The following is a 21,239-nucleotide window of genomic DNA, read 5'->3' as shown; positions in this document are numbered from 1 at the left end:
CCTCAGAGGCAAAGGACGCACAGGGCGGGTTCAGCGGTTGGCCACCGCCTGCTTGACCAGGGTCTTGCCGAAGTCCCACATCAGGCCGCCACCGTTGTGCGCGTCCTCCATCACCTCCGTGAAGGCGTCGACGAACCGGTCGGCGTCGGCGGTGTCGATGATCAGCGGCGGGATCAGCTTGATCACCTCCAGGTGGTCGCCGGAGACCTGGGTCAGGATTCGGTGGCGCTGCAACAGCGGTACGACCACCATCTGCGCGAACAGTCCCTTCCGCGCGGCCTGCAACATCGTCCAGCGGCTGCGCAGCTTCAGGGAGCGGGGCCTGCCGAACTCGATGCCGATCATCAGCCCGCGGCCCCGTACGTCGGCGAGCAGCTCGTAGCGGCCCACCAGCTCCGTCAGCCGGGACTTCAGCCGCTCCCCCACCGCGGCGGCGTTCGCCACGATCTCCTCGTTCTCCATCACCGACAGCACCGCGAGCCCGGCGGCCATGGCCTGCGCGTTGGACCCGAAGCTCGCCGAGTGGACCTGCACCCGGTCCATCGAGGAGTACACCTTCTGGAAGATCCAGTCCTTGCCCAGGGTGGCGCCCACCGGCACGTACCCGCCGGACAGCGCCTTGGCCACGCAGACCAGGTCGGGCTCCACCCCGTCCTCGTGCTGGTAGGCGTAGAACTTGCCCGTGCGGCCGAGGCCCGTCTGCACCTCGTCGGCGATCAGCAGCGCCTTGTGCCGGTGCAGCAGTTCCTGCGCGGCGAGCAGGTAGCCGGGCGGGGCCTCGTGCACGCCCTTGCCCTGGACCGGCTCCACGATCAGGGCGGCCACGTCGCCCTTCCCCAGCTCGCGCGCCAGGGCCTCCAGGTCGCCGAGCGGGACGGCGGTGTCGGGGAGCAGGGGGGCGAAGCCCTTGCGGAAACCGTCCTCGCCGTTGACGGACAGCGAGCCGGTGGTCAGCCCGTGGAAGGCGTGCGAGCAGTACAGGATCCGCCGTCTGCCGGTCGCGTACCGGGCGAACTTCAGCGCGGTCTCGACGGCCTCGGTGCCGCTGTTGCCGAAGAAGACCCGGTCCAGGTGCGGGCTGTAGGAGAGCAGCTTCTCGGCCAGCAGCCCCGGCAGCGGCGGGCAGTCGAAGCGGGTCAGGTCGGCGAGCGAGGCGTCGAGGACGTCGTGCAGCGCCTTGCGGACGACGGGGTGGTGGCGGCCCAGGCCCATCACGGCGAACCCGGCGAGCATGTCCAGGTAGTCGTTGCCGTCCGCGTCCCAGAAGTGCGCGCCCTCGGCCCGCTCGTAGACCTTGTCGAAGCCGATGGTGTGCAGCATGCGCGGCAGCTGGTGGTTGAGGTGCTTGGCGTGCAGCTCGTACCGCTCGGCCCCGCGCTCGGCCAAGAGCGCGGCGAGGTCGAACTCCTTGGTCATTCAGTTCTCTCCTTGCGCTGGCATGACGATCCGTCCGTCGCCGGACTGTTCCACTGCCGGTTTCCCGGGCCCCTGAACGGCCGGTTCGGCGAGGGCCAGACTCGCGCCGATCCGGCCGGCGACGTCGACCGGGGTCAGCCCGATGTCCGCGAGCACCTCGGCGCGCTTGGCGTGCGCGAGGAACTGCTCGGGGATGCCGAAGCGGCGCACGGGCACGTCGACCTCGGCGTCGCCCAGTGCCAGGGCCACCGCCGAACCGACCCCGGCGGCCCGGCTGTTGTCCTCGACCACGGCCACCAGCCGGTGCCGGGCGGCGAGGGGCGCGAGCGCCGGGTCGACGGGCTTGACCCAGCGGGGGTCGACGACGGTGCAGCCGATGCCGCGGGCCTCCAGGAGTTCTGCGGCCCCGAGGCAGACGGGCGCCATCACGCCCACGGCCACGAGCAGCACCTCGGGCCGGTCCCCGGCGTGCAGGACGTCCAGGCCGCCGATCCGGTCCACGGCGGGTACGGCGGGGCCGACGGACTCCTTCGGGAAGCGCAGCAGCGTCGGGGCGTCGTCCACGGCGACCGCCTCGCGCAGCTGGGCGCGCAGCTGGTCGGCGTCGCGCGGGGCGGCGATCCGCAGCCCGGGGACGACCTGGAGGACGGACATGTCCCACATGCCGTTGTGCGAGGCACCGTCGACACCGGTGACGCCGGCCCGGTCCAGGACGAAGGTGACGCCGCAGCGGTGCAGTGCCACGTCCATCAGGAGCTGGTCGAAGGCGCGGTTGAGGAAGGTGGCGTAGACGGCGACGACGGGGTGCAGTCCGCCGGTGGCGAGACCGGCCGCGGACACGGCGGCGTGCTGCTCGGCGATGCCGACGTCCCAGACCCGGTCGGGGAAGCGGGCGGCGAACGGCGCCAGGCCGACCGGGTGCAGCATGGCCGCGGTGATCGCGACGACGTCCTCGCGCTCCTCGCCGATCCGGACGATCTCCTCACCGAACACCGAGGTCCAGGACGGGCCGCCCGCCGGACTGAGCGGCTCGCAGGTGAGCGGGTCCATCACGCCCACGGTGTGGAAGTGGTCCTCCTCGTCGCGCAGGGCGGGTTCGTAGCCGCGGCCCTTCTCGGTGAGGCAGTGCACCAGGACCGGGCCGTGGAAGCCTTTGGCGCGGCGCAGCGCCGACTCGACGGCACCGATGTCGTGCCCGTCGATCGGCCCGAGGTACTTCAGCCCGAGGTCCTCGAAGAGGCCCTGCGGAGCGAAGGCGTCCTTGAAGCCCTTCTTCGCCCCGTGCAGGGCCTCGTAGACGGTGTTGCCGACCACGGGCGTGCGCTGGAGCACGTCCTTGCCCCAGGCCAGGGCCCGCTCGTAGCCGTCGGTGGTGCGCAGGGTCGCCAGGTGGTGGGCGAGGCCGCCGATGGTCGGGGCGTAGGAGCGTTCGTTGTCGTTGACGACGATGATCAGCGGGCGGTCCCGGGCCGCCGCGATGTTGTTCAGCGCCTCCCAGGCCATGCCGCCGGTGAGCGCGCCGTCGCCGATCACGGCCACGACGTGGTTCCGCTCCCCCCGCACCTGCCGGGCCTTGGCGAGACCGTCGGCCCAGCCGAGGACGGTGGAGGCGTGGCTGTTCTCGATGACGTCGTGCTCGGACTCCTCGCGCGAGGGGTAGCCGGACAGGCCTCCCTTGCTCCGCAGCTTGGAGAAGTCCTGACGCCCGGTCAGTAGTTTGTGTACGTAGCTCTGGTGGCCGGTGTCCCACAGGATGCGGTCGTCCGGCGACTCGAAGACCCGGTGCAGGGCGACGGTGAGTTCCACCACGCCGAGATTGGGTCCGAGGTGACCGCCGGTGCGGGCGACCGCGTGCACCAGGAAGTCACGTATCTCGTCGGACAGTTCACCGAGTTCCGCCTCGGACAGCGTCTTCAGGTCGCGTGGTCCCCGGATGTTCTCCAGTTGACGACGCAGCCCATGACGGCGACGCGGAGCGGGACCTCCATGCCCTCCAGACCGGCGGTGACCTCCTCGGCCAGCTTGTACACGTCCACCTGGGCACGGCCGCAGGACGGGCAGGAGACGATCTCCAGCCGGCGCTCCCTGAGCCCCAGCGACTGGAGGATCTGGATGCCGACCTTGATCTCCTCGACCGGCGGGGCGCTCTGGCGGTAGGCCTCGACCATGACGACCGGGTCGTTGTGCTTGACCGAGATCTTGATGTCGCGGAAGTCGTGCTCCTCGAAGAGCGACGCCTCCCACAGCGCGGACTCCGCCAGCGCCCTGGCGATGACGGGCAGCGCGTCGGCGTCGTCCTGGGTCGGGCAGGCCACGCGGACGATCTGGCAGCCGGACGCCGTCAGCTCGGCGATCTGCTGGAGCGTGGCCCCGATGTCGGACGTGCGGGTGGTCGTCATCGACTGCACCGACACCGGGGCGCCGCCCCCGACCGCCACCGGCCCGACCTGGATCCGCCGCGACACGCGCCGCTCGGCGATCGGCCGGACCGGTACCTCGGGGAGCCCCAAGGGGATGGCGGTCATGACCTCACTCCCGGTTCGAGGAGACGGTCTCGCGCATGGCGCGCAGGGACTCCTTGAGCGAGCCCATGGTGGCCAGTACGGCGGTGGGCTCGTAGCCGCAGTGCGCCATGCAGTTGTCGCAGCGCGGGTCCTTGCCCCGGCCGTACTTGTCCCAGTCGGTCTTCTCGATCAGCTCCCGGTACGTCGGGACGTATCCGTCGCTCATCAGGTAGCAGGGGCGCTGCCAGCCGAAGAGCGAGTAGTTCGGGATCGCCCAGGCGGTGCACGGGAAGTCGACCTTGCCCTCGAGGAAGTCGAGGAACAACGGGGAGTGGTTGAGCCGCCAGCGGGCGCGGTTGCCGCCCGAGAAGGCCTTCCTGAACAGCTCGCGGGTCTGCTCCACGCCCAGGAAGTGATCCTGGTCGGGCGCCTTCTCGTAGGCGTAGGCGGGCGAGATCATCATCTCGTCGACCTTGAGGTCGTCGTTGAGGAAGTTGAGCACCTCGACGATGGTCTGCGGGGTGTCGGTGTTGAAGAAGGTCGAGTTGGTGGTCACCCGGAAGCCGCGCCGCTTGGCCTCCTTGATGGCCTCCACGGCCTCGTCGAACACGCCCTCCTTGGCCACGGACTCGTCGTGCCGCTCGCGCAGCCCGTCGATGTGCACGGCGAAGGCGAAGTACGGCGAGGGCGTGAACTTGTCCATCTTCTTGCGCATGAGCAGCGCGTTGGTGCAGAGGAAGACGTACTTCCGCTTGGCCACCAACTGCCGCACGATCTCGTCGATCTGGGGGTGCATCAGGGGTTCGCCGCCGGCGATGGAGACCATCGGCGCCCCCGACTCCAGGACCGCTCCCACGGCCTGCGCGACGGGCATGCGCTGCTTGAGCACGCCGGCCGGGTGCTGGATCTTCCCGCACCCCTCACACTTCAGGTTGCAGGCGAAGAGCGGCTCCAGTTCCACGATGAGCGGGAACTTGTCCCGTCGGCGAATCTTCTGTTCGGCCAGGTATGTAGCGACCTTGATGGACTGGCGCAGGGGCATGGCCATCTGGGCTCACCTCCGGGGGAGCAACAAAGAACGGTGCCATTGGAAAAATGCGGGAAGAACGGATCGAAGAACACGGAAAGCCGATATTCCACCGCGTACGGTGCCGATCCGGACGAGTTCGTGTTCCGGGGCGTCCACGACCACTCGGACGGCCGCAACCGGGCGCGGGCCCGTGCGGACGGCGCTCAGGAGCGTGGCCGCGGACTCCATGTCCACGGCGATCGCGCCGGTCGCGAGCAGGTCGGCCCGTTCGGGGCCGCGGACGACGTGGTCCGAGCCGGTCAGCGGCCCGGTGTGGACGGTGCGCCCGGGGACGGCTCGCGCGAGTTCCTTGACGAGCCGGTCGGTCGCGACGCAGGCGACGGTGGAACGCGGGTCCCGGGTCTCCTCGGCGACGACCAGGTCGCCGGGGTGCATGCCGGGGGCCAGTCCCGCGCAGAAGCCGGTGGCGAGCACCGCGGCCAACTCGAACGCCGGGTCGGCCAGGACCCGGGAGACCGAGCGTTCGGCCGCCTTGGGGCCCATGCCGGTGCGCAGGACGGTGACCGGCCCGCCCGCGCCCGCGCGGTCGCCGGTGCGCAGGGCGAGGTGCTCGATGCCGAGCGCGCAGGCGATCAGCAGCGGGGAGGGGCCGGTCTGCGGGGTCATCAGCTTCCCTTCACCTCGGCCGCGGCGGACGCGGCGGGTGCCTCGGCCGCGCGGGGCTTGTCGGCGAAGGGCTCCCCGTTGAGGTACCGGCCCAGTGCGGTGAGCGGGAAGACCTGGCGGTAGAGGTGGTAGTTGATGGAGAAGTCCCACGGGAAGCCGGTGCCCGTGAAGTACGGCTCGTCCCAGGAGCCGTCCTCCCGCTGGGTGGCCGCCAGCCACGCGATGCCGCGCTCCACGGCCTTGGACTCCCGCTCCCCCGCCGCCAGCAGGGCCATCAGCGCCCAGCCGGTCTGCGAGGCGGTCGAGGCGCCCCGGCCGCTCCACTCCCGGACGTAGCGGTAGGAGCGCAGGTCCTCGCCCCAGCCGCCGTCCTCGTTCTGCACGGACTCCAGCCAGCGCACCGCGCGCCGGATGGCCTGGTGCGAGGTGGGCAGCCCCGCGGCGGTCAGGGCGGGGATCACGGCCCCGGTGCCGTAGACGTAGTTGACGCCCCAGCGGCCGAACCAGGAGCCGTCCGCCTCCTGCGCGTCCAGGAGCCACTGGATGCCGCGGCGGGTGCGCGGGTCGTGGGCGAGGCCCTCGACGGCGAGCATCTCGACGACGTGCGCGGTGACGTCGGCGGACGGCGGGTCGATGACCTCGCCGAAGTCGCAGAACGGCAGCCGGTTGGGGAAGGCGCTGGTGTTGTCGACGTCGAAGGCGCCCCAGGCGCCGTTCTTGGACTGCATGCCGAGGTTCCAGCGGACCCCGCGGCCGATGGCCTTCTCCACCCGCTCCGGGTCGTGGTGTTTGACCCGGCGCAGGGCGAGGACCACCTCCGCGGTGTCGTCGATGTCGGGGTAGTTGTCGTTGTGGAACTCGAACGCCCAGCCGCCGGGCGGGAGTCCGGGCCGCTTCACCGACCAGTCGCCGGGGCGCACGATCTGCTCGCCGAGCATCCAGTCGGCCGCCTTCACGAGCTGCGGGTGGTCCTCGGGGACGCCCGCGTCGGCCAGCGCGATGGTGGCCAGGCAGGTGTCCCACACCGGGGACTGGCAGGCCTCGATCATCCGGGCGCCGTCCTCGCGCCAGACGGCGAAACGGTCCAGCGACTTGAGGCCCGCGCGCATCACGGGGTGTTCGAGGTCGTAGCCGAGCAGGTAGAGGGCGATCACCGAGTAGACGGCCGGGGGCTGGATGCCGCCCCAGCAGCCGTCGTTCTCCTGCCGCTCGATGATCCAGCGGGCGGCGCTGTTCATCGCGGCCCTGCGCAACCGGCGCGGGGCGACCTTGCGGTAGGCGTGCAGGGCCTTGTCGATGCGCTGGAAGGCGCCGTCCCAGCTGGCCGCCGGTGCCAGGGGGCGGCTCGGGTTGGGCCGTGCCGGGTCGGTGTGCAGCTCGTCCAGCGGGAAGGGCGCGGGACGCACCGGCCGCTTCGCGGAGACGATGGTGAGCGGCACGATGGTCTGCCGGGCCCAGCAGCCGAAGTCGTAGATGTTGAGCGGGAACCAGGTGGGGGAGTAGATGAGCTCCGGCGGGAGTTCGGGCAGGTCGTCCCACTTCCACCAGCCGAACAGGGCGAGCCAGATCCGGGTGAAGACCCGGGCGGAGGCGATGCCGCCGCGGGATCTGATCCACTCGGCGGCCCGCGCCATGTGGGGCGCGTCGGGCGAGTCGCCGGCCAGGCGGAGGGCGACGTAGGCCTCGACGGTGGTGGACAGTTCGCCGGGCCCGCCGTAGAAGGAGGCCCAGGTGCCGTCCTCGCGCTGCTCGCCGCGGATGAACAGGGCGGCGGCGCGGGTGGTCTCCTCCTCCTGGATGCCCAGGAACTGACGCAGGAGCAGGTCCTCGGCGTCCATCGTGACGTTCGTCTCGAGGTCGCCCTTCCACCAGCCCTGGGCGTCCTGCTGGGAGAGCAGGAAGTCGGTGGCGCGCCGGGTGGCGCGTGCGGCGGCTTCGGGTACCCCGGCCGCCGCGGCGGGGATCGTGATGTCGGTGTCGCTGGCCGAGGCTGCCAGGGGCCTCAGGGAGGCCCCGGTGCTTCCGTCGGTCGTCGCTGTCATGGCATCCCCTTCGTGCAGTGTGCGTGGTGCGTCTGCTGGGTCCGCCGTCGGCCGGTGCTCGTGTCTCCACGGCACCGGCCGGCGACTACGCGAGGGCTATTCGACCGATAATGATCATCTCTTTCGTACGACGACGAAGTCCGCGAGTGCCGTGAACCGGTCCCGCACCCGGTCGGGCATGTCCACGGCGTCGAGGGCTTCGATGGCGATGGTGTGCTGGCGACGCGCCTCGTCGGCGGTCCACTCCCGCCCGCCCGCTTCCTCGATGAGGGCGGCGCGGGCCGCGAACTCCTCCTCCGAGAAGTTCGCGAAGTCACTGGCCTTGGCGTCGGCGGCGAGGATCTCGCCGAGCCGCTCGGAGGCGGACCCGCCGGCCGCGAGGGCGGCGACGACCGGCAGCGACTTCTTGCGCTGGCGCAGGTCGCTCCAGGTCTGCTTGCCGGTGGCGTCCGGGTCGCCCCAGATGCCGAGCAGGTCGTCGACGGCCTGGAAGGCGAGGCCGAGGTGGTAGCCGTACTTCTCCAGGGTGTCGGCGGTGCGCTCGTCGGCGCCGCCGAGCACGGCGCCGATGGAGCTGGCGGAGGCGAGCAGGGCGCCGGTCTTGTTGCCCTCCATCTCCAGGCACTCCTCGACGCTGACGCGGTCGCGGTGCTCGTAGGAGATGTCCTGGGCCTGGCCGTCGATCAGCGAGCGGCTGGCCCTGGTCAGGCGGCGGGTGGCCCGCCCGGCCTCGGCGGTGCCCAGTTCGAGCAGCACCTCGTTGGCCAGGGCGAACAGGGCGTCGCCGACCAGGATGGCCTGGGCGGGGCCGTGCACCTTCCAGACGGTGTCGCGGTGGCGGCGCTGCTCGTCGCCGTCCATCAGGTCGTCGTGCAGGAGGGAGAAGTTGTGCACCAGTTCCACCGCCACCGCGCCGGGCACCCCGACCTCGGGCGCGGCGCCGGTCACCTCGGCGGAGAGCACGGCGAGCGCGGGGCGGACCGCCTTGCCGCCGTCGGCGTGCGCGGGGTTGCCCTGGGCGTCGATCCAGCCGAAGTGGTAGGCGGCGACGGTGTCCATGGGAGGGGCCAGTCGGTCGACCGCCGCCCGCAGGACCGGCGTGGCCAGGGTCCGGCCGCGCTCCAGAAGCGCGGTCACGTCCACCGTGGTCCGTCGATCGGCCGTCGGGGCCGGGGGCACAGTGGGCACAGTCTTTCCTCCAGTTGCGGTGCCGGGAGTGCGGGAGTCGCTCCCGCGTGGATCGGCTTTCACGCCGCCTCCTCGAAGAAGTCGGGAAGGAGGCCGCGGGACCGGCCCGGGGTGCCGAGCGCGGCGGCCGCCGCTCCGACACCGCTGCGAACCGCACTCTCCATGGTCGCGGGCCACCCGGTGGCGGTCCACGCTCCGGCCAGGTAGAGGCCGGGTGCCTTGGTGCGGGCGCCGGGCCTGAGGCGGCCGACGCCGGGGGCGGGGGCGAACGTCGCGGTGCGCTCCCTGGTCACGAAGAAGTCCTTCACCTCGGCACCCCGGGTGCGGGGCAGCAGCCGCTCCAGTTCCGGCAGGTACCGCTCGCGCAGCGCGGCCACGGGCTCGTCGATCTCGTGCTGCGCCGTCGACTGGGACAGCGCCAGGTACTGACCCTCCTTCAGCCCGGAGGCCTCGGTACGGTCGAAGACCCACTGCACCGGAGTGCCCAGCGCCGTGAGGAAGGGGGTGGCGAGCACCTTGCGGTCGTAGACCACGTGGATGTTGAGGATCGGCGCGGTGCCGATCCGCAGAAGATTCTCCGGGGCGTCCAGCGCGCCGTCCGGCAGCAGGTCGTACGCCTCGCGCTGGGGTACGGCGAGGACGACCGCGTCCGCTTCGAGCGTCTCGTCGGGAACCTGGACGCTCCAGCCGCCGTTCTCGTTTACGGAGACGGAGGTGACGCGTGTACGGACCTCGGTACGGACGCCCGCGGAGTCGAGCGCCTTGCGGGCCAGCCGGTCGTGCAGTTCGCCCAGCGGGACGCGGGCCCACCCGATGTCGGCCGCTCCCGGGTCGGACAGCAGACCGGTCTTGAACACCATCGCGGCGAGCCCCAGCGAGGCGTCGCCCGCGACCGCGTTGAGGGTGGCGACCCCGACCAGGTCCCACAGGGCCTCGACGGCACGCGTCGACTGGCCGTGCGCGGCCAGCCAGCTGCCGAAGTCCTGGGTGTCCAGGGTCGGATCGGCGAGGTCGAGCCCCTTCAGCGCGAGCGCGGCACGCCCCACCGAGGCGCGTTCGGCGAGGGAGAGGTGCGGGTAGGAAGCCAGGCTGCGCCCCAGGTGCAGGGGTACGGGCAGGGCGTCGCGCCGCAGTCTGCCGAGCCGGTTGCCCTCGGGCCGCGCCAGGTCGACCACGGGCACGTCGAGACGGTCCTGCACCGGTGCGAGCGCCGCTCCGCCGATCCGGTCGAGGAACCACCGGTAGGCGGTGCAGCAGCGCAGGTACACGTGCTGGCCGTTGTCGACGGTGAGGTCGCCGCGCTGGAAGGAGAAGGCCAGCCCGCCCAGCCGGGGGCGTCCTTCGAGCAGGGTGACGCGCACGCCGGCGTCGGCGAGTGCGAGCGCGGTGGTGACCCCCGCGAGCCCGCCGCCGACCACGACGGCGTGTCCGCCTGGACCGAGGGCCGAGACGTCCGCGAGCACTGCGCCCTCGCGCGTGCCGTTGCCCTGCGTCATGGTGCGCCCTTCCCTGTCCGGTCGCCGAGGTGGGTGAACGGCGTACGGCCGACCGTCTCAGTCAGGGACGCCGACCGCCACCGGAGGGTTGCCCGCCGCTGTCCACCGGTGGTTCCGAGCGGGTCCTGGGTGTCGAGTGTGCCCGGTGTGTCCATCAGGCGCGCCTCCTGACGGTCCGCCGGGTGACGTGCCGGGTGTCGAGGCCGGACAGACCCCGCACGGCGACGTACGCCTTCTCGCGTCCCGGCAGGGAGACCCGGCCGCGCAGCACCGCCTCGGGGTCGCGCTCGATGCGGTCCAGAAGGCGCCGGTAGATGCCGGCCATGGCGGCCACACAGGCGCCGCTGCGCCGGTCGAGCATGGGCAGCAGCCGGTAGCCCTCGGCGAAAAGGGCGCGGGCCCGACGCACTTCGAAGTGCACGAGGCCCGCGAAGTCGGAGCCCTCGGGTGGGGTCGGACCGTTGAAGCCGGCCGAGCAGCCGAACTTGGCGAGGTCGTCGGCGGGCAGATAGGTGCGCCCGCCCTCGGCGTCCTCCCGGACGTCGCGCAGGATGTTGGTGAGCTGGAGCGCGAGGCCGAGCGTGTCGGCGTACTCGGGCGCGCGCTCGGCGCCGCGCGCCCCCGGTTCGGTGCCGAAGACGCCGAGCGAGAGGCGTCCGATGGCACCCGCCACGCAGCGGCAGTAGACCTTCAGGTCGTCCCAGGTCTCGTAGGTCTCGCCGCGCAGGTCCATCTGGACGCCGTCGATCAGCTCGTCGAGGCCGCCGAGCGGGATCGGGAACCGCCGGGCCGCGTCGGCGAGGGCCACCGCGACCGGGTCGGTGTCGTCCTCGTCGACCGCGCCGTCCTGGATCCGGGCCAGCACGGCCCGGGTCTCGTCCAGCCGGGCGACCTTGACGTCGTCCGCCAGCACCCCGTCGCCGATGTCGTCCACCCGCCGCGAGAACGCGTACAGCGCGGACATCGCCCGCCGCTTGGGCGTGGGCAGCAGCCGGATGCCGTAGGCGAAGTTACGTGCCTGCTGACCGGTGACGGTCTCGCAGTAGCTGTAGGCGGCGAGCACCGGTGCCGACATGTTCGCTGGCGACTCCACGGACCCGATCACCCCTCTCCTCGCAGGACCACGCCCGCCTCGCGCAGCAAGTGGACCTTGCCTGACTTGGGCGGGCCGGGAAGTACGTCGTGATCCGCCGCGGCGATCGCGCGGAGCGCCGCCCTTCCACCCGCCACGAAGCCCGCGAGGAGCAGCCGCAGCCTGCCGTGGACGCTACCCACCAGGGGGGCTCCTTCATTCAGCAGGTCGCGGGCGCGGGCGGCCTCGTAGGCGATCAGGGCGCGCACGGAGGCGTTGGCGGTGGGTGCGGCGAGGTCCGTCTCCTCGACGTGGAAACGTTTCATGTCCTCGGCGGGCAGGTAGATCCGGTCCCGGCCCAGGTCCTCGGCGACGTCCTGGAGGTGCTCGACGATCTGCAGGGCGGTGCAGATCTCGTCGGAGCGGCGGATCCGTTCCGGTGTCGAGGTGCCGGTGACGGCCAGCACGAGGCGACCGACCGGGTTGGCGGACAGTTCGCAGTAGGCGAGGAGGTCGTCGTAGGTCTCGTACCGGGCGACCAGCTGGTCCTGGCGGTTGGCGGCGATCAGGCCGAGGAAGGGCTCGGGGGTCAGCGCGCGGCGGCGCACCGTGGGCACCAGACGGCGCAGCAGGGGGTGACGGGGCGGGCCGCCGGAACCGTCGGAACCCTCGAAGACACGGAGCAGGTCCGCCTCGAAGGCGTCCAGCATCAGCAGGCGGTCGTCGGCGCGGTCCGCGGGGACGCCGAGGAGACGGGCGTCCGCTCCGCCCGGGGCGAGGTCGCCGTCGCCGATGTCGTCGACGAGGCGGGCGAAGCCGTACACCGCCATCAGGTCGGTGCGCCAGGCGCGGGGCAGGAAGAAGGGGGCGACGGGGAAGTTCTCGTGGGCGGCCTTGGCGAGGGTGCCGCGCTCCGGGTCGACGACGTGCGCCGCGTCGGTGGCCGTCATCGCGGGCTGCCCTGGGCGGCGACGGCGCACGCTCCGCGGAGCCGGGGAGTTTCCGTAGCCATTGCCGTCACATCTCCCGTTCTACACTGCCGACCCAATACACACTATTTCGGACACGCCGCCCCGCCACCCGCGCGGCAGGCCGCTCCAGGGCGTCGGGCATTATCGCCCGATGTGCCGCGTTTCGGGACCGCTACAGCTTACGTTGTACAACTCACGGGCGTCCGTCGGGGTCCGCGGCGCATCACAACAACACACCGATTGACTTCAAGATTCCTGAGTACGTCAGGAGTTGACGCTTCCTTTGCAGACGCGGGGCCCCGCCGGAACAGTTCCGGCGGGGCCCCGGCGTGTCGGGCTACTTCCCGGTGAACTTCTCGTACTCCTTGAGCACCTCGCCGGTCGGGCCGTCCATGCGCAGTTCGCCGCGCTCCAGCCACAGGACCCGGTTGCAGGTGTCCCGGATGGACTTGTTGTTGTGGCTGACCAGGAAGACGGTGCCGGCCTCCTTCTTCAGTTCCCGGATGCGCTCCTCGGAGCGGGTCTGGAACTTGCGGTCACCGGTGGCCAGCGCCTCGTCGATCATCAGGACGTCGTGGTCCTTGGCGGCGGCGATGGAGAAGCGCAGCCGCGCCGCCATGCCGGAGGAGTAGGTGCGCATGGGCAGGGTGATGAAGTCGCCCTTCTCGTTGATGCCGGAGAAGTCGACGATGTCCTGGTAGCGCTCCTTGATCTCCTCGCGGGTCATGCCCATGGCCAGGCCGCCGAGGATGACGTTCCGCTCGCCGGTCAGGTCGTTCATCAGGGCCGCGTTCACGCCGAGCAGGGAGGGCTGGCCGTCGGTGTAGACCTTGCCGCGCTCGGCCGGCAGCAGGCCGGCGATGGCCCGCAGCAGCGTCGACTTGCCGGAGCCGTTGGAGCCGATCAGACCGATGGCCTCGCCCCGGTAGGCGGTGAAGGAGACACCGCGCACGGCGTGCACCTTGCGCACGCCCCGCTCCTCGCCGCGCTTGAGTATGCGGCTGAGGGCGGCGGTGGCACTTCCCTTGCCGGTCTTGGCGCCGTTGACGCGGTAGACGATGTGCAGTTCGTCCGCGATGACCGTCGGCACCCGCTGGTCCTGCTGCTGCTCAGCCACGGCCGTACCTCTCCTCCGCCTTCCAGAAGTACACGAAGCCGCCCACGGCGAGGACCACGGCCCAGCCGAGCCCGACCGCCCACACGTGCGGCGGCAGGTTCTCGGAGCCGTACCCGTCGATCAGGGCGAAGCGGATCAGGTCCATGTAGACGGCGGCCGGGTTCCACTGGAGCACGTCCGCGAGCCAGGCCGGCTTGTCCTCCAGCATGATCGGGATGGAGAACATGACGCCGGACGCGTACATCCAGGTCCGCATGATGAACGGCATCAGCTGGGCCAGGTCCGGCGTCTTGGCCCCCATGCGGGCCACGATGAGCGCCAGCCCCACGTTGAACAGGAACTGCAGGACGAGCGCCGGCACGACCAGCAGCCAGGACAGCGAGGGGTAGCTGCCGAAGCCGACGACCACCACGAACAGGACGATCATCGAGGCCAGCAGCTGCTGGAGCTGCTGGAGCGCGAACGAGACGGGCAGGGAGGCGCGCGGGAAGTGCAGCGCCCGCACCAGCCCGAGGTTGCCGGAGATGGCGCGCACGCCCGCCATCGCGGAGGACTGGGTGAAGGTGAAGACGAACACACCGGTCACCAGGAACGGGATGTACACGTCCTTGGGCATGCCCTTGCCCGCGTTGAGGATCAGGCCGAAGATCGCGAAGTAGACGAACGCGTTCAGCAGCGGGGTGGCCACCTGCCAGAGCTGGCCGAGCTTGGCCTGGCTGTACTGGGCGGTCAGCTTCGCCTGGGAGAAGGCGAGGATGAAGTGCCGCCGTCCCCAGAGCTGGCGGACGTACTCCATGAGGGAAGGCCGGGCACCGCTCACGGACAGCCCGTACTTGGCGGCGAGCCGGGCCGGTGTGAGGCCCTCGTCGGGCGACACGGGCTTGGTCATGGCGACCGTGCCGTCGTGCGTTGTCTCACTCACTGGTGGAAACTTTCGTCTTCGAGAATGCTCGGCCGCGCGGGCCTGGCATGGACCTGGTGGCTCCGGTCGGGGCCGGAACGCTCTCGGGTACGAGCTTGTCAGATCACCGGGGGGCGGCCCAGCCGGGTCAGGCGCCACACCGTACGCCACCGCATGGGCCGGCGGGGACCGCACGGGGTGGCCCAGCCCTCGCGGAAGCCGCCGAACCATGCCTTCAGCGCAGGTCGCGACGGCCGGCGCAGCAGGGTGAGCAGCATCCAGACGCCGAGGTAGACCGGGACCAGGAGCGCGGGGAGGTTGCGGCGGGCGAGCCAGACGCGGTTGCGGGCGACCATGCGGTGGTAGACCGCGTGCCGGGACGGCGCGGTCGTGGGGTGGTTCAGCACCATGTCGGACCGGTAGTCGATCATCCAGCCCGCGTCCAGGGCCCGCCAGGCCAGGTCGGTCTCCTCGTGGGCGTAGAAGAACGCCTCCGGCAGCCCGCCGACCTGGGTGAGGACGCGGGTGCGCACGGCGTTGGCGCCGCCGAGGAAGGTGGTGACCCGGGAGGAGCGCATCGGGTCGGAGGCGCGCAGCCGCGGGACGTGCCGGCGCTGGGTCTCGCCGGTGTCCGGGTCGGCGATGCGGAAGCTGATGATGCCCAGCTCCTCGTCGTCGGCGAAGGCCCGGCGGCACAGCTCGGCGGTGTCGGTGCGGGCGAGCAGGCCGTCGTCGTCGAGGAAGAGCAGGACGTCGACGTCGCTGCCGCCGGGGCCGAAGGCCTCGATGCCGACGTTGCGGCCGCCGGGGATGCCCAGGTTCTCGGGCAGCTCGACGGTGCGCACGCCCTCGGGCACCTCCGGCACGGGCGAGCCGTTGCCGACCACGACGACCTGGACCGGGTCGCCGTCCTGCTTGGCGACCGAGTCCAGCAGGGCGCGCAGTTCCTCGGGGCGGTTGCCCATCGTGATGACGACGGCGCCGACCTTCATGGGCGCGCTCACTTCAGCCTGCTGGAGGCGAGGACGGACACCAGGTGCAGCAGGGTCTGCACCAGCGCGATGCCGGCGAGTACCGCGGTGCCCAGGCGGGTGAAGAAGAGGTCGCCGCGCGCCTGGTCGACGATGGCGAGGACCAGGATCAGCAGGGACGCCTCGATGCCGAGGATCAGCCGGTGGAACTTGAGCGCTCCGGCGGCCCGGCGGGCGAGAGCCATGCCGGAGGAGCCGATCTCGGAGGCGGCCTCCTTGACCGGGGGCATCCCGTTCTGGTGCCGGGCGACGCCCACGAGGTCGGTCTCGGCCTTGATCAGGATCGCGCCGAGCGCGGCCAGGGTGCCCAGGAAGGCCCACAGCCAGTCGATGCGTCCGGTGCCCCAGAGGTCGGCGGCACGCAGGCCGAGGCCGACCAGGACGGCGGCGTCGGTCAGGTAGGCGCCGACGCGGTCCAGGTAGACACCGCCGAGGGAGTACTGCTTGCGCCAGCGGGCGATCTCGCCGTCGACGCAGTCCAGCAGCAGGTACAGCTGGACCGCGACCACGCCGAGCACGGCGCCCCAGACGCCCGGCACGAGCAGCGCGGGGGCCGCGAGCACGCCGCAGACGGTCATCAGGTACGTGAGCTGGTTGGGCGTGATCCTGGTGTTCACCAGGTAGCGGTCGATCCGCAGCGAGACCTCACGCATGTAGAGGCGTCCCGCCCAGTGCTCACCGCTGCGCCGGTCCTTGACCCCCGCGGGATGGACGACCGGGCGTAGTTCAGCTACCGATGGCCTTGACATAGTCGGCGTACAGGTCCTTGATCTGGTCGGTTTTCAGGTCGAGGTGCTCGAGGATCGTGTAACGGCCGGGGCGGGTCTGGGGGGCGAACTCCACGGCCCGGAAGAACTCCTCGGGCGTGAACCCGATCTCCTCGGGCAGCACCGGCAGCCCGTGCCGCCGCAGGACCTCGGCCATGTGGGCGGATTCCTCGTGGGCGCCGCGCAGGTACATCGCGAAGGCCGCGCCGAGGCCGCACTGTTCGCCGTGGGCGGCCGCGCGCTCGGGGAAGAGCAGGTCGAAGGCGTGGTTGATCTCGTGGCAGGCGCCGGAGGCGGGCCGCGAGTCGCCGGAGACGGACATGGCGATGCCGGTGAGGACCAGCGCCTCGGCCAGCACCTGGAGGAAGTCGTTGTCGCCGATGCCGCCGGGGTGGCGGAGCACGGCCTCACCGGCCTGGCGGGCCATCGCGGCGGCGAGGCCGTCGATCTTCTCGCCCTTGATCCGGTTGGCCAGCTCCCAGTCCGCGATCGCGGAGACGTTGGAGACGGCGTCGCCGATCCCGGCGCGCACGAAGCGGGCCGGGGCCGCGCGGACGACGTCCAGGTCGATGACGACGGCGATCGGGTTCGGCACGCCGTAGGAGCCGCGGCCCGCGTCGTTGTCGAGGGTGGCGACCGGGGAGCACAGGCCGTCGTGCGCGAGGTTGGTCGGCACGGCGACCAGCGGGAGGCCGATGCGCGCCGCCGCGAACTTGGCGCAGTCGATGATCTTGCCGCCGCCGAGGCCGACGACCGCGTCGTAGTGGCCGCCCTTCATGGCACCGGCCAGCTTGATCGCGTCGTCCAGGGTGCCGCCGCCGACCTCGTACCAGTCGGCGCCGGGCAGGGAGGGGGCGACGCGGTCGCGGAGCCGGGCGCCGGAGCCGCCGCTGACGGCGACGGCGAGCTTGCCCGAGTGGGAGATGCGCTCGTCGGCGAGCACACCCCCCAGGTCGTCGAGGGCACCCGCGCGGATGTCGACGACGACCGGCGACGGGATGAGCCGCGTCAGTACTGGCACGCGATCTCCCTGCCCTTGGCGAGGTCGTCGTGGTTGTCGATCTCGACCCACTTGACGTCGCCGATCGGCGCCACGTCGACCTTGAAGCCGCGGTTGACCAGCTCCTGGTAGCCGTCCTCGTAGTACAGCTGGGGGTCACGCTCGAAGGTGGCCTTCAGCGCGTCGGCCAGGTCGGCGGCGGCCTCGCCCTCGATGAGGGTGACGCCGATGTACTCGCCGGTCGCCTCGGCCGGGTCCATCAGCTTGGTGATGCGCTGGACGCCCTTGTCGGGGTCGACGACGACCTTCATCTCCTCCTCGGCGAGGTTCTTCACCGTGTCGAGGGCGAGGATGATCTTCTTGCCGTCGCCGCGGGCGGCGAGCAGCGTCTTCTCGACGGAGACGGGGTGGACGGTGTCGCCGTTGGCGAGGATCACGCCGTCCTTGAGGGCGTCACGGCCGCACCACAGGGAGTAGGCGTTGTTCCACTCCTCGGCCTTGTCGTTGTCGATCAGGGTGAGCTTGACGCCGTACTTCCGCTCCAGCTCCTCCTTGCGGTCGTACACGGCCTCCTTGCGGTAGCCGACGATGATCCCGACCTCGGTCAGGCCGACCTCGGCGAAGTTCGCCAGGGTCAGGTCCAGCACCGTGATGCTGTCCTCCGCCCCCTCGGGGCCGACCGGCACCAGTGCCTTGGGCAGGGTGTCGGTGTAGGGACGCAGACGCCGGCCGGCGCCGGCCGCCAGCACGAGGCCGATCATGCGGGTTCTCCTTCGTCGTGTACGGCGGGTGCGCCGACCTTGTGGGCGGCGACCCAGAAGCGGATGCTCTCGACGAGCACCACGAGTGCCACGGCCACGGCGAGGACCGTGAGCGCGACCTTGAACTGTGTGGCGGTGAGCAGCACGGCCAGCACGCAGATCACCAGCGTGCGGCCCTCGTGCCCCCCGATCGTCCGCACCAGCCACCGCGGCGGCGCGCCCGCGTCGCCGCGGATGCGGTAGACCGTGTCGTAGTGATGGTAGGCGACCGCGGCCACCAGCCCGAAAGCCGCCGGAAGGGCCCCGTTCACGTCGGCTTTCGCGGCCAGTACCAGGACGGTGAGGTACTCGGCGGCCCGGAAGAACGGCGGGACCAGCCAGTCGAGGGCGCCCTTCAGGGGCCGGGCGACGGCGAGCGCCGAGGTCAGTACGTAGACGATCGCGGCGACGAGCGGCCAGGGGCCGCCGAAGTCGGTGAGGGCGGCGGTGGCGACGAGGGCCGCACCGCCGAGGAGGGCGACGGCGGGCGCGGTGACCCCGGGAAGGCGGCGGGCGGTGCCGCGCAGGCCCCTGGCGGCGGCCTCGGCGAGCGGTCCCGAGTCGGCGAGGTCGGCCAGCGCCTTCGCCGCCCGGTCGGTGCGGGTGGCCTTGCGGGTCAGCGAGCGCAGCACGCGGCCGGCCGTGGTGTACGTCGCGGCGAACGCGCAGCCGATCAGCAGCGCGTAGAAGGTGATTCGGGGCGTGGTGAGCGCGGTCAGGACGGCGATCATGGCCCAGCGTTCGCCGATGGGCAGCACGATCATGCGGCGCACCCAGACCGTCCAGCCGACGCTGTCCAGCTTGTCGGAGAGGGCGGCGGTGGGGCTGGTGTTGGCGGACGCGTCGTGGTTGGCCTCGTTGAAGGAGAAGTCGACGACGTGCCGGCAGGTCTGCAGGACCATGGCGCCGAGCGCGAGGGCCCATACGTCGTCGTGGCCGCCGCGGGCGGCTCCGAGGGCGAGGCCCGCGTAGTAGGCGTACTCCTTGGCGCGGTCGAAGGTGGCGTCGAGCCAGGCGCCGAGCGTGGAGTACTGCAGGGAGTAGCGGGCGAGCTGCCCGTCGGTGCAGTCGAGGACGAAGGAGGCGATGAGCAGGACGCCGGCGGCGACGAAGCCGGCGCGGGTGCCGGTGGCGGCACAGCCCGCCGCTATGAGCGCGGTGATCAGCGAAGCGGTGGTGACCTGGTTGGGGGTCAGCCCGCGCCGCGCGCACCAGCGGGCGATGTAGCGGGAGTACGGGCTGATGAGGAAGGTGGTGACGAAGCCGTCGCGGGCCTTGACCGCCGACTTCAGGCGTACGGCCTCGTCGTCGACGGCGGCGACGGCCTGACGAGCCTCGTTGCGGGCCTGCGGGTCGGTGGGGACGACGGCGACGAGGCTGCCCAGCTCGGGGCGGTGCACGTCGGCGCCGTCGGCGTCGAGGGCGGCGGTGATCCGGTCGGCGAGGCTGTCCACCTCCCCCACGCTCGGCTTCACTCGCGCGGGGGCACCCCCGTGCGCGGTGGCGCGCCCGGCGGAGTTCTCCCGGGCCATCGCGCGGGTCAGCGCCTGGCGGGCGGCCGGCTGGGCGGTCACGGCGCCCGGGATCGCGGCGAGCGGGAAGCGGGGGTCGGTGAGGCCGAGCCGCAGGGCGTGCGGGTGGCCCACGAAACGGGCGTCGACCACGGCGACCCGCTCCTCGCCCGGGGCCCGGGCCAGGAGGGTCTCGGTGTCGGCGCTGCCGGAGGCGAGGTGTACGTCGAAGCCCAGGGACCGCAGCTCGCTCTCGATCGACGAACCGGGGACCGGCTGACCGGTGAGGATGGCGGTCGGCAACCGAACTCACTCCCTGGTGCCGGCGTCGGGACGCCGGGCCTGTGCATGGTGGAGCGCCCGTGCCTGGGGCACCCGGGCGGCATGTCGGCAGAGGTTATCGGATGCCGGGAACGCCGTGTTCACCGCCCGTTTCACGGTCGGTCGACGCCACTTGCTCCCGCCTTTGCCGCGATCATCATCGTGGATGCGGGGCCCGCCCCACAAACCACGCTCCCAGACCGGGCATCGCGGACATCGCACTGTGTCGGCGGTTGTGCGCGCAGGGTCAGGACGGCCCTCGGCGACGAGGTGCGCCGGATGGCGGAAGTCGCGCCTCCGGATGCCTTCCAACACCTTGACCTGCGGAACGTTTGTGCAGGTCAGGGCACATGACAATGGTGTTCAGTGCCGCGTTGCCCGATACCCCCTACCCGTAGTTGACTGTCATCCGGAACGCCGGGGCACCGGACGCCGGTACGCACAGGGAGGCGGCTTTCTCATGGGGGCTGGGCACGATCACGGACACGCCCACGGGGGGCACCCCGGCGGGACGGCGACGGCCGCCTACCGGGGCAGGCTGCGGGCGGCGCTGGCGATCACCCTCACCGTCATGGTCGTGGAGATCGTCGGCGGTCTGCTCGCCGACTCGCTCGCGCTGATCGCCGACGCCGCGCACATGGCGACGGACGCCCTGGGGCTCGGCATGGCCCTGCTGGCCATCCACTTCGCGAGCCGCCCGCCGAGCGACCGCCGCACCTTCGGCTACGCCCGCGCCGAGATCCTCGCCGCCCTGGCCAACTGTCTGCTGCTGCTCGGGGTCGGCGGATACGTCCTGTACGAGGCGATCGACCGGTTCATCACACCGGCCGACACAGCGGGCGGCCCGACCGTCGTCTTCGGCGCGATCGGCCTGGTGGCGAACATGGTGTCGCTGTCGCTGCTGATGCGCGGCCAGAAGGAGAGCCTCAACGTGCGGGGCGCCTTCCTGGAGGTGGCCGCGGACGCGCTGGGCTCCCTGGCGGTGATCGTCTCGGCGCTGGTGATCCTGGCCACGGGCTGGCAGCCGGCCGACCCGATCGCGTCGCTGGTCATCGGCCTGATGATCGTGCCGCGCACCTGGCGCCTGCTGCGCGAGACCCTGGACGTGCTCCTGGAAGCGGCCCCCAAGGGCGTGGACATCGCCGAGGTGCGCGCCCACATACTCGCCCTGGACGGGGTCCAGGACGTGCACGACCTGCACGCCTGGACCATCACCTCCGGCATGCCCGTGCTCTCGGCGCACGTGGTCGTGGACGGCGACGTGCTGAACGCGATCGGCCACGAGAAGATGCTCCACGAGCTCCAGGGCTGCCTGGGCGACCACTTCGACGTGGAGCACTGCACGTTCCAGCTGGAGCCCGGCGGTCACGCGGAGCACGAGGCCCGGCTGTGCCGCTGAGTCCCGG

The 21,239-nt window shown here is 71.6% G+C and carries 18 protein-coding genes and 1 pseudogene; 1 reads left to right on the top strand and 18 read right to left on the bottom strand.

The features are described from left to right. Positions 1-30: 30 nt before the first annotated feature. The 18 genes and pseudogenes from IE94_RS0131490 to IE94_RS0131415 form a co-directional block, all read right to left on the bottom strand. Entirely contained in the window at positions 31-1,416 is a 1,386-nt protein-coding gene (locus tag IE94_RS0131490) for an aspartate aminotransferase family protein (RefSeq protein ID WP_030191107.1), read from the bottom strand. Then, positions 1,417-3,360, bottom strand: a complete 1,944-nt coding sequence (dxs, locus tag IE94_RS37340) for a 1-deoxy-D-xylulose-5-phosphate synthase (RefSeq protein ID WP_051777785.1) — start codon at positions 3,358-3,360, stop codon at positions 1,417-1,419. It abuts the gene before it with no gap. Next, positions 3,360-3,941, bottom strand: a pseudogene (locus tag IE94_RS38565) (flavodoxin-dependent (E)-4-hydroxy-3-methylbut-2-enyl-diphosphate synthase); the annotation flags it as partial. The pseudogene IE94_RS38565 and the gene dxs, both read right to left, overlap by 1 nt. 4 nt (positions 3,942-3,945) lie before the next feature. Continuing rightward, positions 3,946-4,968: an adenosyl-hopene transferase HpnH gene (gene hpnH / locus IE94_RS0131480; RefSeq protein ID WP_030191106.1), complete on the bottom strand. Its 1,023-nt coding sequence runs from the start codon at positions 4,966-4,968 to the stop codon at positions 3,946-3,948. Between the two features lie 6 nt (positions 4,969-4,974). Then, on the bottom strand, positions 4,975-5,616 hold the full coding sequence (locus IE94_RS0131475; protein WP_030191105.1) for a phosphorylase family protein: 642 nt from the start codon (positions 5,614-5,616) through the stop codon (positions 4,975-4,977). Further along, entirely contained in the window at positions 5,616-7,658 is a 2,043-nt protein-coding gene (gene shc / locus IE94_RS0131470) for a squalene--hopene cyclase (protein ID WP_030191104.1), read from the bottom strand. Before shc ends, IE94_RS0131475 begins: the two co-directional genes overlap by 1 nt. A 114-nt stretch (positions 7,659-7,772) precedes the next feature. Then, positions 7,773-8,837 carry a polyprenyl synthetase family protein gene (locus IE94_RS0131465; protein WP_030191103.1) on the bottom strand — a complete coding sequence of 355 codons (1,065 nt, stop codon included), beginning with the start codon at positions 8,835-8,837 and terminating at the stop codon, positions 7,773-7,775. A gap of 68 nt (positions 8,838-8,905) precedes the next feature. Continuing rightward, complete coding sequence (gene hpnE / locus IE94_RS0131460) at positions 8,906-10,342, bottom strand: hydroxysqualene dehydroxylase HpnE (protein WP_030191102.1); 1,437 nt, start codon at positions 10,340-10,342, stop codon at positions 8,906-8,908. Next, positions 10,339-10,497 (bottom strand): DUF6380 family protein, encoded by a 159-nt coding sequence (locus IE94_RS41310; protein ID WP_037924109.1) that lies wholly within the window; start codon positions 10,495-10,497, stop codon positions 10,339-10,341. The genes hpnE and IE94_RS41310 overlap by 4 nt, the downstream gene beginning before the upstream one ends. Next, positions 10,497-11,447, bottom strand: coding sequence for a presqualene diphosphate synthase HpnD (gene hpnD / locus IE94_RS0131455; protein WP_030191101.1), 951 nt, complete (start codon positions 11,445-11,447; stop codon positions 10,497-10,499). The genes IE94_RS41310 and hpnD overlap by 1 nt, the downstream gene beginning before the upstream one ends. Next, on the bottom strand, positions 11,444-12,364 hold the full coding sequence (gene hpnC / locus IE94_RS0131450) for a squalene synthase HpnC (RefSeq protein ID WP_030191100.1): 921 nt from the start codon (positions 12,362-12,364) through the stop codon (positions 11,444-11,446). Before hpnC ends, hpnD begins: the two co-directional genes overlap by 4 nt. Before the next feature lie 358 nt (positions 12,365-12,722). Continuing rightward, a complete protein-coding gene (locus IE94_RS0131445) occupies positions 12,723-13,502 on the bottom strand; it encodes an ABC transporter ATP-binding protein (protein WP_030191099.1) in 780 nt (259 codons plus the stop codon). Continuing rightward, on the bottom strand, positions 13,495-14,424 hold the full coding sequence (locus tag IE94_RS0131440; RefSeq protein ID WP_037924106.1) for an ABC transporter permease: 930 nt from the start codon (positions 14,422-14,424) through the stop codon (positions 13,495-13,497). The genes IE94_RS0131445 and IE94_RS0131440 overlap by 8 nt, the downstream gene beginning before the upstream one ends. 98 nt (positions 14,425-14,522) lie before the next feature. After that, the gene (locus IE94_RS0131435) at positions 14,523-15,395 is read right to left on the bottom strand and encodes a glycosyltransferase family 2 protein (protein ID WP_030191096.1); all 873 of its coding nucleotides are present in this window, start codon (positions 15,393-15,395) and stop codon (positions 14,523-14,525) included. An 8-nt stretch (positions 15,396-15,403) separates the two neighbouring features. Next, positions 15,404-16,183, bottom strand: a complete 780-nt coding sequence (locus IE94_RS0131430) for a CDP-alcohol phosphatidyltransferase family protein (protein WP_078606635.1) — start codon at positions 16,181-16,183, stop codon at positions 15,404-15,406. Continuing rightward, the gene (locus tag IE94_RS0131425; RefSeq protein WP_030191094.1) at positions 16,161-17,222 is read right to left on the bottom strand and encodes an iron-containing alcohol dehydrogenase family protein; all 1,062 of its coding nucleotides are present in this window, start codon (positions 17,220-17,222) and stop codon (positions 16,161-16,163) included. The genes IE94_RS0131430 and IE94_RS0131425 overlap by 23 nt, the downstream gene beginning before the upstream one ends. Further along, positions 17,210-17,962, bottom strand: coding sequence for a phosphocholine cytidylyltransferase family protein (locus tag IE94_RS0131420; protein ID WP_030191093.1), 753 nt, complete (start codon positions 17,960-17,962; stop codon positions 17,210-17,212). The genes IE94_RS0131425 and IE94_RS0131420 overlap by 13 nt, the downstream gene beginning before the upstream one ends. Continuing rightward, positions 17,959-19,815 carry a DUF5941 domain-containing protein gene (locus IE94_RS0131415; RefSeq protein ID WP_030191092.1) on the bottom strand — a complete coding sequence of 619 codons (1,857 nt, stop codon included), beginning with the start codon at positions 19,813-19,815 and terminating at the stop codon, positions 17,959-17,961. Before IE94_RS0131415 ends, IE94_RS0131420 begins: the two co-directional genes overlap by 4 nt. A 478-nt stretch (positions 19,816-20,293) precedes the next feature. Here IE94_RS0131415 and IE94_RS0131410 point away from each other — a divergent pair, with 478 nt between their 5' ends. Beyond that, entirely contained in the window at positions 20,294-21,232 is a 939-nt protein-coding gene (locus IE94_RS0131410; RefSeq protein WP_030191090.1) for a cation diffusion facilitator family transporter, read from the top strand. Positions 21,233-21,239: the final 7 nt, after the last annotated feature.

It is taken from the genome of Streptomyces violaceorubidus (assembly GCF_000717995.1).
GTDB classification, from domain to species: Bacteria; Actinomycetota; Actinomycetes; order Streptomycetales; family Streptomycetaceae; genus Streptomyces; species Streptomyces violaceorubidus.
Note: the sequence above shows the minus strand (reverse complement) of the source record. Positions and strands in the feature narration are given on the sequence as shown.

Excerpts from the sequence above, each read along its gene's own strand:
- IE94_RS0131410 (WP_030191090.1), top strand. The coding sequence starts at position 20,294 with ATGGGGGCTGGGCACGATCACGGACACGCCCACGGGGGGCACCCCGGC.
- shc (WP_030191104.1), bottom strand. The coding sequence starts at position 7,658 with ATGACAGCGACGACCGACGGAAGCACCGGGGCCTCCCTGAGGCCCCTG.
- hpnC (WP_030191100.1), bottom strand. The coding sequence starts at position 12,364 with ATGACGGCCACCGACGCGGCGCACGTCGTCGACCCGGAGCGCGGCACC.
- IE94_RS0131435 (WP_030191096.1), bottom strand. The coding sequence starts at position 15,395 with ATGAAGGTCGGCGCCGTCGTCATCACGATGGGCAACCGCCCCGAGGAA.
- IE94_RS0131490 (WP_030191107.1), bottom strand. The coding sequence starts at position 1,416 with ATGACCAAGGAGTTCGACCTCGCCGCGCTCTTGGCCGAGCGCGGGGCC.
- IE94_RS0131420 (WP_030191093.1), bottom strand. The coding sequence starts at position 17,962 with ATGATCGGCCTCGTGCTGGCGGCCGGCGCCGGCCGGCGTCTGCGTCCC.
- IE94_RS0131475 (WP_030191105.1), bottom strand. The coding sequence starts at position 5,616 with ATGACCCCGCAGACCGGCCCCTCCCCGCTGCTGATCGCCTGCGCGCTC.
- hpnH (WP_030191106.1), bottom strand. The coding sequence starts at position 4,968 with ATGGCCATGCCCCTGCGCCAGTCCATCAAGGTCGCTACATACCTGGCC.
- IE94_RS41310 (WP_037924109.1), bottom strand. The coding sequence starts at position 10,497 with ATGGACACACCGGGCACACTCGACACCCAGGACCCGCTCGGAACCACC.
- IE94_RS0131430 (WP_078606635.1), bottom strand. The coding sequence starts at position 16,183 with ATGTCAAGGCCATCGGTAGCTGAACTACGCCCGGTCGTCCATCCCGCG.
- hpnE (WP_030191102.1), bottom strand. The coding sequence starts at position 10,342 with ATGACGCAGGGCAACGGCACGCGCGAGGGCGCAGTGCTCGCGGACGTC.